The sequence below is a fragment of the Acetobacter malorum genome, assembly GCF_001580615.1.
GTDB lineage: Bacteria > Pseudomonadota > Alphaproteobacteria > Acetobacterales > Acetobacteraceae > Acetobacter > Acetobacter malorum.
The window spans coordinates 1-14,596 of sequence record NZ_LHZC01000057.1 but is presented as its reverse complement, the minus strand read 5'-3'; the positions used below and the strand labels follow the sequence as shown (position 1 = coordinate 14,596).

Annotated in this window: 17 protein-coding genes and 1 tRNA gene; 12 read left to right on the top strand and 6 right to left on the bottom strand. The window is 57.9% G+C overall.

All coding sequences use genetic code 11. The features are described from left to right. Positions 1 to 6: 6 nt before the first annotated feature. The 3 genes from cobT to AD930_RS15640 all read right to left on the bottom strand — a co-directional run bounded on the left by cobT (position 7) and on the right by AD930_RS15640 (position 3,689). The gene (cobT, locus tag AD930_RS15650; protein ID WP_061507010.1) at positions 7 to 1,950 is read right to left on the bottom strand and encodes a cobaltochelatase subunit CobT; all 1,944 of its coding nucleotides are present in this window, start codon (positions 1,948 to 1,950) and stop codon (positions 7 to 9) included. A gap of 36 nt (positions 1,951 to 1,986) precedes the next feature. Further along, positions 1,987 to 2,985, bottom strand: coding sequence for an AAA family ATPase (locus AD930_RS15645; RefSeq protein ID WP_061507009.1), 999 nt, complete (start codon positions 2,983 to 2,985; stop codon positions 1,987 to 1,989). A 95-nt stretch (positions 2,986 to 3,080) separates the two neighbouring features. Further along, positions 3,081 to 3,689, bottom strand: a complete 609-nt coding sequence (locus AD930_RS15640; RefSeq protein ID WP_081894473.1) for a DnaJ domain-containing protein — start codon at positions 3,687 to 3,689, stop codon at positions 3,081 to 3,083. A 47-nt stretch (positions 3,690 to 3,736) separates the two neighbouring features. Between AD930_RS15640 and AD930_RS15635 the strand changes: the two genes are divergently transcribed. Continuing rightward, on the top strand, positions 3,737 to 4,072 hold the full coding sequence (locus tag AD930_RS15635; RefSeq protein ID WP_061507008.1) for a BolA family protein: 336 nt from the start codon (positions 3,737 to 3,739) through the stop codon (positions 4,070 to 4,072). Then, positions 4,069 to 4,620, top strand: a complete 552-nt coding sequence (locus AD930_RS15630) for a hypothetical protein (RefSeq protein ID WP_061507007.1) — start codon at positions 4,069 to 4,071, stop codon at positions 4,618 to 4,620. The genes AD930_RS15635 and AD930_RS15630 overlap by 4 nt, the downstream gene beginning before the upstream one ends. On the opposite strand, the gene lipB is transcribed toward AD930_RS15630, so the two are convergent. Further along, a complete protein-coding gene (gene lipB, locus AD930_RS15625) occupies positions 4,598 to 5,287 on the bottom strand; it encodes a lipoyl(octanoyl) transferase LipB (protein WP_061507006.1) in 690 nt (229 codons plus the stop codon). The two genes, AD930_RS15630 and lipB, sit on opposite strands and share 23 nt — an antisense overlap. 73 nt (positions 5,288 to 5,360) lie before the next feature. On the opposite strand from lipB, the gene AD930_RS15620 reads away from it, so the two are divergent. From AD930_RS15620 to moaA, 4 genes are all read left to right on the top strand, one after another. Beyond that, positions 5,361 to 5,447, top strand: a tRNA-Leu gene (locus AD930_RS15620). A gap of 315 nt (positions 5,448 to 5,762) precedes the next feature. Further along, positions 5,763 to 6,647 (top strand): UTP--glucose-1-phosphate uridylyltransferase GalU, encoded by an 885-nt coding sequence (galU, locus tag AD930_RS15615; protein ID WP_061503227.1) that lies wholly within the window; start codon positions 5,763 to 5,765, stop codon positions 6,645 to 6,647. After that, the gene (pgmG, locus tag AD930_RS15610) at positions 6,647 to 8,056 is read left to right on the top strand and encodes a phosphoglucomutase/phosphomannomutase PgmG (RefSeq protein WP_061507005.1); all 1,410 of its coding nucleotides are present in this window, start codon (positions 6,647 to 6,649) and stop codon (positions 8,054 to 8,056) included. Before galU ends, pgmG begins: the two co-directional genes overlap by 1 nt. Before the next feature lie 86 nt (positions 8,057 to 8,142). Beyond that, positions 8,143 to 9,159 (top strand): GTP 3',8-cyclase MoaA, encoded by a 1,017-nt coding sequence (gene moaA, locus AD930_RS15605; RefSeq protein ID WP_061507004.1) that lies wholly within the window; start codon positions 8,143 to 8,145, stop codon positions 9,157 to 9,159. Here moaA and AD930_RS15600 read toward each other — a convergent pair. Continuing rightward, entirely contained in the window at positions 9,156 to 10,043 is an 888-nt protein-coding gene (locus tag AD930_RS15600) for a methyltransferase domain-containing protein (protein ID WP_061507003.1), read from the bottom strand. The two genes, moaA and AD930_RS15600, sit on opposite strands and share 4 nt — an antisense overlap. A gap of 78 nt (positions 10,044 to 10,121) precedes the next feature. Here AD930_RS15600 and AD930_RS15595 point away from each other — a divergent pair, with 78 nt between their 5' ends. The 5 genes from AD930_RS15595 (at position 10,122) to AD930_RS15575 (ending at position 13,610) form a co-directional block, all read left to right on the top strand. Beyond that, a complete protein-coding gene (locus AD930_RS15595; protein WP_061507002.1) occupies positions 10,122 to 10,907 on the top strand; it encodes a ComF family protein in 786 nt (261 codons plus the stop codon). Between the two features lie 82 nt (positions 10,908 to 10,989). Further along, positions 10,990 to 11,253, top strand: a complete 264-nt coding sequence (grxC, locus tag AD930_RS15590) for a glutaredoxin 3 (RefSeq protein WP_043552517.1) — start codon at positions 10,990 to 10,992, stop codon at positions 11,251 to 11,253. 16 nt (positions 11,254 to 11,269) lie between these two features. Then, the gene (locus AD930_RS15585) at positions 11,270 to 11,737 is read left to right on the top strand and encodes a DUF1178 family protein (RefSeq protein ID WP_061490830.1); all 468 of its coding nucleotides are present in this window, start codon (positions 11,270 to 11,272) and stop codon (positions 11,735 to 11,737) included. Positions 11,738 to 11,832: 95 nt separating this feature from the next. Next, entirely contained in the window at positions 11,833 to 12,306 is a 474-nt protein-coding gene (locus AD930_RS15580) for a DUF2147 domain-containing protein (protein ID WP_231866741.1), read from the top strand. A gap of 26 nt (positions 12,307 to 12,332) precedes the next feature. Continuing rightward, entirely contained in the window at positions 12,333 to 13,610 is a 1,278-nt protein-coding gene (locus AD930_RS15575; RefSeq protein ID WP_061490828.1) for a lactonase family protein, read from the top strand. Here the strand turns inward: AD930_RS15575 and ubiG are convergent. Then, positions 13,597 to 14,337: a bifunctional 2-polyprenyl-6-hydroxyphenol methylase/3-demethylubiquinol 3-O-methyltransferase UbiG gene (gene ubiG / locus AD930_RS15570; RefSeq protein WP_061507001.1), complete on the bottom strand. Its 741-nt coding sequence runs from the start codon at positions 14,335 to 14,337 to the stop codon at positions 13,597 to 13,599. The genes AD930_RS15575 and ubiG overlap by 14 nt on opposite strands. Positions 14,338 to 14,457: 120 nt before the next feature. Between ubiG and AD930_RS17540 the strand changes: the two genes are divergently transcribed. Further along, positions 14,458 to 14,596 (top strand): amino acid kinase family protein (locus tag AD930_RS17540; protein WP_456303517.1); only part of this gene is annotated, 139 nt, incomplete at its 3' end.

The window sequence follows — 14,596 nt, the reverse complement described above, 5'->3', positions numbered from 1 at the left end:
CGGGTTTTACCGCCGTTTGGCTTTACCGCGGCGGCCGGGCCGGTTCTGTTTTTCATCAAACAGGCCGGAGAGGGCCTGCAGCATGGTGCCGCCCAGTTCTTCCGCATCGGTAATGGTCACAGCACGCTGGTAATACCGGCCTACGTCATGACCAATTCCGATTGCGGTCAGTTCGACCGGGCTACGCTCTTCAATCTGATGAATGACGGCGCGCAGATGGTCTTCCAGATAGGATGCTGGGTTGACGGAGAGCGTGCTGTCATCCACCGGCGCGCCGTCTGAAATGACCATCAGAATTTTGCGGGATTCAGGTCGGCCTTTGATGCGCTTCCAGGCCCAGAGCAGGGCTTCGCCGTCGATATTTTCTTTCAAAAGCCCTTCACGCAGCATCAGGCCCAGATTGGGGCGAGCCCGCCGCCAGGGCATGTCGGCCGCTTTGTAGATGATATGCCGCAGGTCATTCAGGCGGCCGGGTTCTGCCGGTTTGCCGTCTTTGACCCATTGCTCGCGGCTCTGGCCGCCTTTCCATGCACGGGTGGTAAAGCCGAGAATTTCCACTTTCACGCCACAGCGTTCCAGTGTGCGGGCCAGAATATCTCCGCAGGATGCCGCAACAGAAATGGGGCGGCCCCGCATGGAGCCGGAGTTATCAATCAGCAGCGTGACAACCGTATCGCGGAATTCCGTTTCCTGTTCCCGCTTGTAGGAGAGGGACAGCATGGGGTTGACCACAATGCGGGAGAGACGCCCGGCATCCAGAATGCCGTCGTCAAGGTCAAACTCCCACGCGCGCGTCTGCTGTGCCATCAGGCGGCGTTGCAGCTTGTTGGCCAGGCGGGAGACGACGCCCTGCAAGGTTGCCAGTTGCAGATCCAGCTGATGCCGCAGGCGGGTCAGTTCTTCCGGGTCACACAACTCTTCGGCTTTAATTTCTTCATCAAAAGCGGTGGTGTAAGCATGGTAACCACCAGCAGTCTCTCCGGCCTCGCGCTCAGGCGGGGCACTGGGGCCAGCGGCTTCACCCGTGCCATCTGCGCCGCTACCTTCACGGTCTTCTTCCAGTGCTTCAGGTGAGGCTTCACCACCGCCGCCCATCAGCTCCGGCTGCGGGACAGGGTCGGAAGAGGAGTCCGGTTCAGGTGGAACATCTTCCTCCTGCGCTTCCGGTGGCGGGGCGTTGCTTTCGTCTTCGTTCGCGGCAGAGTCGGAGCCGTTATCATCGGCTTCCATCTCGTCAGACGGCGTATCATCTTCCGTCAGAGAGCAGGCTGCCAGAAGTTTCCGGGTCGCTTTAGCGTAAGCAGCCTGATCATCCTGACTGAGCGCCAGATTTTCCAGAGCAGTTTGCGCCTGCGGGGAAAGAGCCGCCTGCCATTTGCGTAAGATAGGCTGAGCAGAGTCCGGGGCTGGCTCGCCAGTCAGGCGTTCCCGCGCCAGCAGTTCCAGAGCGACTGCCGGAGAGAGTTCGTCAGGGTCGGTAATCCGGTCCAGCCCGGCAGCCTGACAATCCTTTTCCAGTCTGTGGCGCAGGTTAGCGGCCACGCCGCGCATGTGCCGTGCGCCAACGGCCTCAATACGGGCCTGTTCCAGAGCGTCATACACGTCTCGTGCCACAGTATCGTCGGGCTGGCGGGCGCGGTGCAGGTCAAAGTCATGATGTTTTAGCCGGAGCGCCTGCGCATCCGCGACCCCACGGATACGCTCGATCTCTTCCTCATCCATATGGCGGGAAGGCTGGGGAAGGCGGATTTTTCCGGCAAGACTGATCGGCCCCACAGGCATGTTGCCTGTGTGGAATGAAACCTCTGCTTCCCGCTGGCCGCCAATGGCCCGCAATGTTGCCGCGGTGGCCTGCTTGAAGGCATCAACCCGGTTGGTCTGCTCGGACTCGCTGGCTGGCCGGTTATGGCCAGACGGTGGAGCGTGCGCTCCCTTCCTGCTGTCAGCCATTGATAAAGCCGCTCTCCGTTTGTGCTTCAGGCGCCCTTATTTGGACAGGGGACTTTTGTTGAAGCAGCGCTGATAATATTCGGCTACCATGCCGCGTTCGGCCTCATCACACTTGTTGAGGAAGGTCACGCGGAAGGCGAACGCCGTATCCTTGAAAATCTTCTCGTTTTCCGCCCAGGCGATCACGGAGCGCGGGGACATTACGGTGGACAGATCACCCGCCATGAAGCCGGCGCGCGTGAGTTCCGCCAGCGCGACCATGCTTTCAATGGTGCGACGGGCTTCTCTGTCATCCGGGCTGATGCCCATGCGGGAGAGGACAATGCCCACTTCCTGCGCATGCGGCAGATAGTTCAGGGAAGTGACGATGTTCCAGCGGTCCATCTGGCCCTGATTGATCTGCTGCGTGCCGTGATACAGCCCCGTGGTGTCACCCAGACCAATGGTGTTGGCCGTGGCGAACAGACGGAACCACGGGTGCGGTTTGATCACGCGGTTCTGATCCAGCAGGGTCAGCTGGCCTTCAACTTCCAGTACGCGCTGGATGACGAACATCACATCCGGGCGGCCTGCGTCATATTCGTCAAACACCAGAGCGCAGGGGTGCTGGAGGCACCAGGGCAGCAGGCCTTCCTGAAATTCCGTAATCTGCTGGCCGTCCCGCACCACAATGGCGTCCTTGCCGATCAGGTCGATACGGGAGACATGGCTGTCCAGATTGATGCGCACGCACGGCCAGTTCAGGCGGGCAGAAATCTGCTCAATGTGGGAAGACTTCCCGGTCCCGTGGAAGCCCTGCACCATAACACGGCGGTTGAACGCAAAGCCTGCCAGAATGGCCAGCGTGGTATCGTGGTCAAACAGATAGGCGGGGTCGATCTCCGGCACATGCTCGGTGCGGATGGAGAAGGCCGGAACCGTCAGGTCAGAATCGATACCAAACACCTCGCGCACAGAAACCTGAAGATCAGGCGCAGAAAGAGCTGAAATCGGGGGAAGATCGCCTGTGGTGGTCAGGCTGGCAGAATCAGTCATTCTTTATCCGTCTGGTAGGTGGGCATTCCGAAAAGACAGTCAGACACGCATCGGTGTCAGGGCTGCCTCTTTATAATGCAGGCAGCATGGCATGGTTACCCCGCTTTTTCGAGGCCCTCTGACATAAGATGTGCCCTGAGAGCGGTGAACGCAACATTGATGCTTTTCAGCCGCTCTTCCGAGCGCCGGTCACCATTGTTGGCATCCGGGTGATGCTTGCGGGCCAGTGAGCGGTAACGCGCTTTTGCATCATCCAGGGTCACGGGCCAGGGCAGGCCGAGCGTTGCCAGCGGTTCCCGCAGGGCTTCCGGTGCGCCGGGGGCGGCACGGCTTTTCGCGCGTTCCGCACGGGAGCGCCGGTTCTGGCCAAGGATATCAAGCGGGTCCAGCACGTCTTCTTCATGAAACGTCTGCTTGCCGGGCTTGGCGCTCTGGCCAAACGCCCAGGACGGCCGATCCCATGCGATATCGGCACGCAGATGCGCTTCAATCTGGCCGGGTGACATCCCTTTGTAGTAATCCCAGCGTGCGTTATACTCCCGCACATGCTCGAGACAGAACCAGTAATACTGGTTAAGAGTCTCGCGTGAGCGGGGGGCACGATAGCCTGCTGGCTTTTCACAATCAGGCATGTCACAGCAGCGCTGGGGCGCATCCGGATCCGGATCGAACGCCCGGTGACGGGTATTCCTTCGCTTCATCATCAGGGTTATGTGCGTGCTGGTGTGTTCTGTGCAAGAGGGAACGTAGGATGACGCAACGCAATTCAGCTTCCATGCCTGAGGCAGACGGCATCCGTGCCCGCCGGGTAAGGGACGCATTGTCTGCTGCCTTTAAGCCGACACGGCTTGAAATTCTGGATGAAAGCAGCCGTCATGCCCACCATGTGGCCATGACGCGTGGCCCGGAAGCCGGGGCGACGGAAACGCATTTTCGCGTTTATCTGGTCAGCCCTCTTTTTGAGGGCGTGAACAGAGTGAATCGCTCCCGCATGGTGCATGATGCGCTGAGCTACGAATTTGGCAGCGGTTTGCACGCTTTGGCGCTTACGTTGCGGACACCGGAAGAAGAGAGCGCTCTGGCATGATGCGCCGCAAGATTCTGCTGCTGGCACCCGCTTTTCTGGCGGCCTGCGCCACCGGGCAGGGTAGCCAGAAGGCCCCGCAGGCCAGTGATACGGCCCGTGTTGAAGCATGGCTGCGAGCTGCAAAGCTGGAAAATGTGCCTTTTACCCAGACATGGCCAAATGGCTCGACCGGGGGTGGGGTGCTGACCTATCACGCTGGCTACCTGCACCTGAATTATACTGTGCCGCACAGCATGGACCTTGAGGCGTCAGGCGCGCATGCCGTATTCAAGGATAGCAAGACCGGGTCAGAAACACGGATGGGGATCGCGCATAATCCGTTGGGTGTGCTGATGGGCAATCCCATTACGCTCTCCGGGCCGGTGACCGTGACCGATATTCAGAAACCGCCAGGGATTTTGCAGATTTCACTGACCCGCACGGAAAATCCGTCACAGGGGCTGGTGACGCTGATTTTCCGGGATGCCGGGCGTGCTCTGGAGCTTTATGAAATTCGCATTCTGGATGAACGGCAGCGCACGTTGTTCATTCGTCTGGGAGGGGTGTGAGCGCAGAGGGTGTGCTGCCAAAAACAGCCTGCCAGCTTTCTGCTAGCGCTGCATCCAGCTGCGCCATCGTGACATTCAGCCCCAGCTTTTCAAAGCTGGTGACGCCAAATTCCCGAATGCCGCAGGGTACAATCCCTTCAAAGTCGGACAGGCGGGGGTTCAGATTGATGGATACCCCGTGCCAGCTCACCCAGCGTGAGACGCGGACCCCGATGGCCGCAATTTTTTCTTCCTGACCGGTGCTGGGGTCAATGACCCACACGCCGACACGCCCTTCGCGACATTCTCCTTTCAGTCCGAATGTTGCGAGGGTGCGAATCACCCATTCTTCCAGCCCATGTACGTAAGACCGCACATCACGCCCGCGGACCTCGCCGTGAGGGTTGTGAAGATCCAGCATCGCATAAGCGATTCGCTGCCCCGGCCCGTGATACGTCCATTGCCCGCCACGGCCTGCGTCATAGGTTGGGTACTGGTGCGGGTTGAATAAATCTTCCGCCTTTGCGGATGTGCCGGCGGTAAAAAGCGGTGGGTGTTCCAGCAGCCAGACCCGCTCAGCTGCCTCATTGGCCCGGATTTCCCGCGCTAAAGTCTGCATACGCGCCAGTGCAGCAGGGTAGGGAACGGGCTTTTTGCTAATTTCCCATAAAAAACGTGCGTTGGTCATTGCCGCGTGATCTCGGTTCGGTTATAGGGCTTCTCACCAAACGGTATCGCTCTTCAGATGCTGGTTGTCACGTGCGGTCGTGGCGGAATGGTAGACGCGCAAGCTTGAGGTGCTTGTGGGGGAATACCCCGTGGAAGTTCGAGTCTTCTCGACCGCACCATTTTTTCAGCTCTCACAAAAATCAGTTTAAAAATTGTTCTGGTTTCTGTGAGAGCTGCTTTTTCTCAAAATATTAAATTTTTAACAGCTTATGGCTGCGAATTGGCTCATTTGGCCATATTCAGGCCCAGCTTTCCCGGTTTAAAAGCAAATAGAGCTAGTGTTGCCGTATGGGTCACACTTTCCTGCGTGTTTGCGCAAAGCACCCTGTTGCTTTGCTGCCGGGCAGGATTGATTTGACGAGCGGGTCTTCCCGCGATTACGAGCGACAGAGTTCACTTTTGTTGTAACTTTAATTTTTTAAGGTGTCGTATTCGTGTCCAAGCCCAAGCCTTTACGTAAAGCAGTCCTGCCGGTTGCAGGGCTAGGTACACGCTTCCTGCCGGCGACCAAAGCTATGCCGAAGGAAATGCTGACAGTCGTCGACAGACCGCTGATTCAGTACGCCATTGACGAAGCACGTGAGGCTGGGATTGAAGAATTCTGTCTCATTACAGGCCGTGGCAAAGATTCCCTGATCGATTATTTCGACATTGCCTACGAACTCGAAGCGACACTGCGTGAACGCAACAAGCTGGACACACTGAAAGCGCTTGAACCCACCAGCATTGAAGCCGGTTCTCTGGTTGCGGTGCGTCAGCAGGAACCGCTGGGCCTTGGTCATGCCATCTGGTGTGCCCGCAGCTTCATCGGGGATGACCCGTTCGCTATCCTGCTGCCGGATGACATTGTGAAGTCTGGCACGTCCTGCGTGAAGCAACTGGTTGATGCCTATAACCAGACAGGCGGGAATGTTGTGGCGGTAACAGAAGTGCCGCGTGAGCAGACCAACCGTTACGGTATTCTGGACATTGGCAAGGATGATGGCCGCCTCGTGGAAGTGAAGGGCCTTGTTGAAAAGCCCAAGCCGGAAGATGCTCCGTCCAACCTGTCCATCATTGGCCGTTATGTTCTGACCCCGGATGTGATGACGCACCTGGCCAAGCTGGAAAGAGGTGCTGGTGGTGAAGTGCAGCTGACGGACGCCATGGCAAAAACCATTGGTCACGTGCCGTTCCATGGCCTGCGCTATGAAGGCGAGCGTTTTGACTGCGGGAACAAGATCGGCTTCCTGGAAGCGCAGATTGCATTCTCTCTCGAGCGCCCCGATCTTGCCGACGATGTGAAAGCATTCCTGAAGAAATACACGTCTCAGATCTGATGACGTTTACGCACACGTTTAACCCGACCAGTCTCCGCGAATATGATATTCGCGGGATTGTCGGGAAAAGCCTCACGTCTGAAGATGCCTTTGCCATCGGGCGGACGTTTGGCTCTGTTGTCATTCGTCATGGCGGCAAAACTGTTGTGACGGGTTACGACGGCCGCCTGTCTTCCCCGGATTTGGAAGATGCGCTGGTTGAAGGGCTGGTTGCCTGCGGGTTGAATGTTGTGCGGGTGCGCTGTGGCCCGACCCCGATGCTGTATTTTGCGTCTGTCTCCCTGCAGGCTGATGGCGCAGTGATGGTAACGGGGAGCCATAACCCGGCAGATTATAACGGCTTCAAGATGATGCTGGCCGGAAAGCCTTTTTTCGGGCCGCAGATTCAGGAACTCGGTGTTCTTGCTGAAACCGGTCATGCCGTGCCGTTCGCACGGGGGACGATACTCGGGCTTGATTTGCGTACGGACTACGTGCGCCGGTTGCTCAAAGACTGGGATGGGGGCGAGAAGCCTCTAAAAGTTGTTTGGGACAATGGGAACAGCGCTGCTGGCGACGTTCTCCAAAAGCTGGTTGCCGGGTTGCCCGGTGAACACATTGTTCTAAATGGCGGGATTGACGGCCATTTCCCAGCTCATCATCCAGACCCGACCGTTGCGAAAAATCTTGAACAGCTGATTGCGGAAGTCCGCAGGCAGAAGGCTGATGTTGGTCTGGCTTTTGATGGCGATGCAGACCGGGTTGGCGTGGTGGATGATCAGGGTGAAATCCTCTGGGGGGATCAGATCCTGATTCTGCTGGCGCGGGACGTTTTGAAAACGCATCCCGGTGCGACGATTATCGCCGATGTCAAAGCCAGCCAGGTTCTGTTTGATGAGGTTCGCAAGGCCGGTGGCAAGCCGCTGATGTGGCGAACCGGGCATTCTCTCATTAAGACCAAAATGGCGGAAACAGGGTCTCCACTGGCCGGAGAAATGTCAGGCCATATTTTCTTTGCCGATAAATGGTACGGGTTTGATGATGCCTTGTATGCCGCTGTGCGGCTGCTGGGTATTCTCGCGCGTCAGGACAAGCCTCTTTCCGCCATCAGAGAGGCGCTGCCCCGTACCGTTTCAACCCCGGAAGTGCGCTTTGATTGTGACGATACGCGCAAGTTCAAGGTGATTGAGGAGGTTGCCGCGCGTTTGCGGCATGAAGGCGCGGACGTCTCTGAAATTGATGGCGTAAGGGTCAACACGCCCGATGGCTGGTGGCTGCTAAGGGCATCCAACACGCAGGCCGTGTTGGTGGTGCGGGCGGAAGGGCCGGATGAGGCTGCTCTTGAGCGCCTGAAGCAGGCTGTGGTTGCACAACTGGCGCAATCAGGCTTGTCCGCGCCAGATTTTTCCGGGAATAACGCCGGGCATTAAGAAAAGTCCGTCTGCTTGAAGTTTGCTGGCGGCGCAACCACTTTTGGTTTCGACAAAATGTTTCCTTCCGACTATATAGAGGACCTATGTTGTCCGGTTTAGTGGACCCTGCGGGGCGCCGCATCTCCTATCTTCGTGTTTCGGTCACAGATCGCTGTGACATGCGGTGCACATACTGCATGTCCGAACGCATGACTTTTTTGCCGCGCGCGGATGTTCTGGATTTTGAGGAGCTGCTGCGGCTGTGTCAGGTTTTTGTGAAACATGGCGTTAAACGGCTGCGGATTACCGGGGGCGAGCCTCTGGTCAGGCGAGATATTGGCCCGTTTTTTGAAACGCTGGGCCAATGGCTGCACCATCCCGAACAGGCAGGATCTCTGGACGAATTAACCCTGACGACCAATGGCAGTAGGCTGGCGCTGTATGCTGAGACGTTGTTCCGTGCCGGGGTGCGGCGGGTTAATGTCAGTCTTGATACGCTGGATGAAGAGCGTTTTGCCAGCATAACGCGGCGAGGGAAACTGGCCGCAACATTGGACGGTATTAAGGCTGCACGAGATGTCGGTATGGCAGTGCGGGTTAATGCCGTGGCGATGGCTGGCGTGAATGATGATGAATTTGACGCCATGCTCGCATGGTGCGGAGAAATTGGCGCTGATCTGTGCCTGATTGAAACCATGCCCATGGGGGATACGGGGGAAGATCGCACGGCGCGCTATCTGCCGTTATCAGAGGTCAAAGCGGATCTTGCCAAACGCTGGACGCTGGAGCCGCTGGCGGATCGTTCAGGAGGGCCCGCGCGCTATATGCGCGTGGCGGAAACCGGGCAGCGTATTGGTTTTATCACTCCGATGAGCCACAATTTCTGCTCAACCTGCAACCGGGTGCGGCTGTCCTGCACCGGGCAGCTTTATACCTGCCTCGGGCATGAAGATGGCGTGGATCTACGGGCTATTCTGCGCTCTGGCGGGGATGATGCCGCTATTCTGGCAGGCATACAGGCAGCTATTGATCGCAAGCCGACGGGGCATGATTTCATGCTGGGCGCAAAGCCGGGAGAAGTATCCGGCCCAGTCCGCCATATGAGTGTAACAGGCGGTTAAGAACGCTTGCTATCTGTGGGCGATGCAGGCTGAGCAGCGTCAAGAACACTCTCCAGCGTATGTGTAAAGGTGCCGGGTTTTAAAGGCTGCTGCTGGGTGGGTGAGGGAGCCCATGCGGTCAGAATAGCCATATGCAGTGGCATGGCGAACGTGTCCGCTTCATCCGGATTCAACTCAGCGGCTGCTGCGGGGAAGAGGAGGCGCGGGGGCACAGTCTTGCTCCGCAGCGCCAGAGCATTTGTTTCTCCTGCTGCGCGTAAATCCTGCAAAAGCGCCATGAGAGAGCGGTAACGCAAATCCAGTTTTTCTGTATCCACAACCGGCAGGGCGAAGCCTGCACGCTGGAGCAGGTGCGCGCAGCTTTGCTGCGTTGGCAGCGGCGAGACACGCGGCGAGATCCCATCACATAATGCCAGTTCGGCATCATCCAATGCCTGCCTCAAGGGACGCAGCGTGGGCAGGATGGGCATGCTGGCGAGGAACAGGCCGTCCGGCTTCAGGATGCGGCAAATCTGGCTGAACGTGCCGGGGAGGTCGTTAATCCAGTGCAGGGAGAGGCTGGCGGTGACCAGATCAAAGCTGCGCGGAGCGAAGGGGAGCGTTTCTTCATCCGCGCAGATGGCGTGTTCCGGAGCGCATGCTGCCATGGCGGGGGAAAGATCAGACGAGAGCACCGGAATGCCGCGCGCCATCAGACGTTGCGCCATAATCCCGCGACCGCCCAGATCAAGCGCACAGGTGAAATGCCGGGTGACATCATCAAGTCGGTCCATCAGAATATCCGCAGCGGCATCCAGAATGGGCATGACTGAGGTTTGCAGTCTGGCAGAGCGGGTTCTGTGGGCTTTGACAGCCTTGCGGTCAAAAATGACGGGGGCATCCATAATGGGAGACGCTGCGCGTTTCAGGCTGGTTTGCCAAGGGGAGATGCGGCAAAAACCTATGCTGTACGAGGCTTTGTGATGGTGGGAAAATACGCTCGGAAAATAGGGACGGCAGCGCTGGATGTGCTGTTTCCGCCTACGTGCCTGTTATGCAATGAGGATGTGGCGCAGGCGGGACTGGTCTGCACAGACTGCTTCGGACGGTTGCACCCCAGCGGCGCGCCCTGCTGTGATGCGTGTGCCACGCCACAAACCGCACAGGCTTATATCGGAGCAGACGGATTATGCCCGGCGTGTGAGCGCCATCATCCGCTGTGGGCGCATGCCCGGGCAGCATTTTTATATGATCAGGCGAGCCGGGATCTGATCCTGCAACTAAAATATGCCGATAGGTTGGAAAATGCCCGCTTTCTGGCAAACCGTATGGTGCAGGCGGGAGAGGATATTTTAACATCGGACGTCGTGCTGGTGCCTGTGCCGGTGCATCGCTGGCGCTTAATCGGGCGGCGGTACAATCAGGCTGCGATTCTGGCCTGGGCATTGGCGCGGAGAACCGGATTGCAGTGTGTGCCGGATGCTCTGGTGCGCAGAAAAGCAACCTCGCGTCTGGCGAGTTTTTCACCGCAGGAACGCAAGGCCGAAATGGTGGATGCCATTGCCGTGCATCCCGGGCGCGTCTCACAGTTTGCAGGCCGATCTGTGGTGTTGGTGGATGATGTGCTGACAACGGGGGCAACAGCAACGGTCTGCACACAGGTCTTGCGGGATGCCGGTGCGGCGTCAGTCAGTCTGCTGGTGGCGGGGAGGGTGCCTGCGCAAAAAGAAGTTGATCTTGATTTTCCTGTCATGGAAACAACTATGTGAACAGAGAGGGCGGCATGCCGGGTCTGGCAGGCACCACGAGGGCCGGTTTAGCGGTCCCTATAAAAATGAGGAAAACGGCACGATGCCAGCAATAGAAATTTATACGCAGCCCGGTTGCCCATATTGCGTGCGCGCTGTGCGGCTTCTTGAGAGCAAGAATGTGCCGTTCAAGGAGATTAATGCCCCCCGTGGCACGCCGGAACGGGAGCTGGCCAGTGAGCGCTCAGGCGGTAGCACCACTGTGCCGCAGACATTTGTGGATGGGCGGCCTCTGGGCGGCTGTGATGATCTGATGCGTCTGGAACGGCAGGGGCAGCTGAACGCCGCTCTTGGGCTGGCGGACTGATCCAGGAAGGCGAGGGATGATCTGCTACCGTTTGCGCTGTGCTGCCGGGCATGAGTTTGAAGGCTGGTACCGTGACAGCGCGACTTTTGCGCAGTTACAGGCTGGTGGCTTTCTGTCCTGCCCAGAATGCGGCCACGCAGGCGTGCAGCAGGCCCTGATGGCTCCCGCCATTGCCAAAAAACGCTCTGAGGGGCCAGCGCCTCGCCAGTGTCCTGAAGTCCCGGCTGAAAATGCGGGGGAAAAGCCTGTCAGTCCTGTTCTGCCCGACCAGATGGTCGCGGCCTTTCAGAAAATCCGGCAGGCCGTGGAAACGGGGTGTGAAAACGTGGGCGATCGCTTTGCTGAGGAAGCCTTGCGGATGCACCACAAGGAAGCGCCGGAACGCGGGATCTACGGTCAGGCCTCGGAAGAGGATCGTTCCATGCTGGCGGAAGAAGGCGTGGATGTTTTGAGTATTCCATGGGTGCGCCGCGCTGATGGCTGAATGTTGAAGGGCTGGCGGTAACGTGGCATGACCACCAGCTGGTTCCAGCCCGTACCGCCGTTCTGCTGGCGTGTCTGAAAAGGGAGAAGAGCAGCGTGATTCTCAAAAACGCATGGATGACGGCGTTTCTCAGCTCGTTTCTGCTCTGTGCCGCAGGGATGGCACCAGCTCAGGCGCAGGCTGCGGAAGCACCGGAAAGCGTCTTTATGGGCTACTGGCTCAGTCAGGGGCATGATGGCGTTTTCAAGATTGGGATGTGCGGCGATACCGTCTGTGGTCAGCTCGTCGGCCTGAGCTATCAGGGGGACGATGTGCCCAAAGACCATAAGGGCCAGTCTGAATGCGGCCTTCAGATGCTGACGGGCTTCCGTCAGTCGTCCGATGATAAAAAGCGCTGGAACGGCAAGATCCTCGATCCGGATAGCGGGCATGTCTATCAGGCCCAGATCTGGTCTCCGCAGAAAGATGTTCTGAAGTTGCGTGGCTATATAGGCCTGCCACTTTTTGGTGAAACACAGACCTGGACGCGGTATGAGGGGACACTGGGGCCAGTTTGTAAAATGCCCTGAAATAAAAATAACAAGGCGATAACAGTATGACACACTCCTTTTCCCGGCGTATTTTTGGTCTGGGTAGTTTTGCGGGTGCTTTGACTGTCGCTCTGCCTGCACAGGCGGCGGATGATACAGCAAAAGCGCCTTCGCAGGATGAAAAACCAACCCGGCGGACCATCTGTTACATTGGTGGTTACACCAAGCACGGGCCGCCCGGCGGGAATGGAGAAGGCATCAGCGTTTTCGAGATGAATCAGAAAACGGGTGTGCTGACCAACCTGACAACCTTTACGGATATCGCCAGCCCCTCTTACATCACGCTCTCACCCGACCGGCGTTTTCTGTATGCGCTGAGCGAGATTAATGATTTTGACACCTCGCACAGCGGGTCCGTAACGGCCTTTCTGGTGGATCAGGCAACAGGTGGGCTGAAAAAGCTGAATACGGTTGCCTCGGGTGGGGCTGACCCTGCGCATCTGAGCGTTCACCCCTCAGGCCGGTTTGTCATGGTGGCGAATTACACAGGTGGCACCATTGGCATTCTGCATGTTCTGGCAGATGGCTCTCTGGGCCGCATGACGGACCTTATCCATAACTCCGGCCCCCGGATGCCCGACCGCGCTGCGGATAACCCGCCCGGTAACTTTGCCGTGAGCGACCATTCCTCAGCGCATCCGCACATGATCAAGACCGATCCGAGCGGCAAATTCGTGCTGGTGATGGATGCCGGGCTGGACCGCGTGTACGTCTGGACCATCAATCTGGAGACTGGAAAGCTTTCACCAGCTGCCGTTCCCTTTACAACCATGACGCCCGGCTCTGCGCCACGTCACTACGTCTTCGGGTCTGAAGGTAAGAAGATTTATCTGCTGTGTGAGCAGGATTCCAAGGTCGTGGTGGCGGATTTTGACCCGCAAACCGGCAAAATTTCTCCGCAGCAGACTGTGAGTTCTGTCACGGCCCATTTCCGGGGTAGTACGCTGGCGGCTGGTATTCTGCTCTCCCCGGATGAGCGCTTTTTGTACGTCTCAAATCGGCTGGGGGATTCGCTGGCAGTCTTTCAGGTGTCCAAAGATGGCAGCCTGACTCTGGTGGATGAAATCTGGACCCATGCCGATTATGGGCGGTCTCTGATGTTCGATCCGTCTGGCAGCTATTTGTATGTTGCAAACCAGAGGAGTGATTCCATCACATCATTCCGTGTGGATAAGACGACCGGCAAGATCAGCTTCACGTGGGACTTCACACCAGTTGGAAGCCCCACATGTTTTGAATTCATGACAATCGCGGCTGATCCGACGGACGTCAGCCCTTCCTGAAGGCAGCGATGTAGTTCACGCTCAGATCCCGGCTCTCTTTCCACCCGGAAAGAGAGGGGGACATGCCAGCGAGGGCCTGAATGCGCAGATCGGCCTCCCGGCCAAACCGCCCCAGTTCTGCCGGGGTGAGGAATTTGCGCCATTCATGCGTGCCGATAGGCAGCAAACGGAGCACATATTCCGCCCCGATTTTACCAACTGCCAAAGAGCGCAGGGTGCGGTTCATGGTGGAGACAATCACAATCCCACCGGGCTCCACCAGATCAGCCAGCATTTTCATAAATGCTTCAGGATCAGTGACATGCTCGATAATTTCTAAGGCGACAACGGCGTCAAATTTCGCCTTTTCTTCCACCAGTTCTTCCGCACTGCCAACCCGGTAGTCCAGTGTGCCAGAGCCTTCCGGCAGCGGGTGGGCTTCCAGATGCGCACGGGCGGCGGCGATGCCGTCTGCCGAGGCATCAAGCCCCAGAACATCATGGCCGGCTTTGGCCAGAGCCTCACTGGCAAGACCTGCGCCGCAGCCAATATCCAGCACCCGAACATGGCGCGTGGTGCGGCCCCGCATGGGGAAGTGGCGGCAGGCCCAGCTAATGCGCAGGGCGTTCATGGCGTGCAGTGGGCGCATGGGGCCGGTTGGGTCCCACCACTGGCTGGCCAGTGCGCTGAAGCGGGCGATTTCCTCAGGAGAAACGGAAGAGGCAGCGTCTCGGCTGGAGGGATGCATGGAACAAAATTCCTTTCCTGCTGATCTCCCCCGCTGGACGAGAGGGGGCCGGGAAGGGTATGTGACGCGCCTTGTGAAGCTTCGCAACCATTTGCAGCCCGTCTGGTGGAGAAAAAAATTATGCCCGGTTCCGTCCCTCGGATCGTCATGAAGTTCGGTGGAACATCCGTGGGGGATCTTGAGCGCATTAAGGCCGTGGCCGAGCGTGTCAAAAAACAAAAGGAAGCTGGCTGTGATGTGCTGGTGGTTGTCTCGGCCA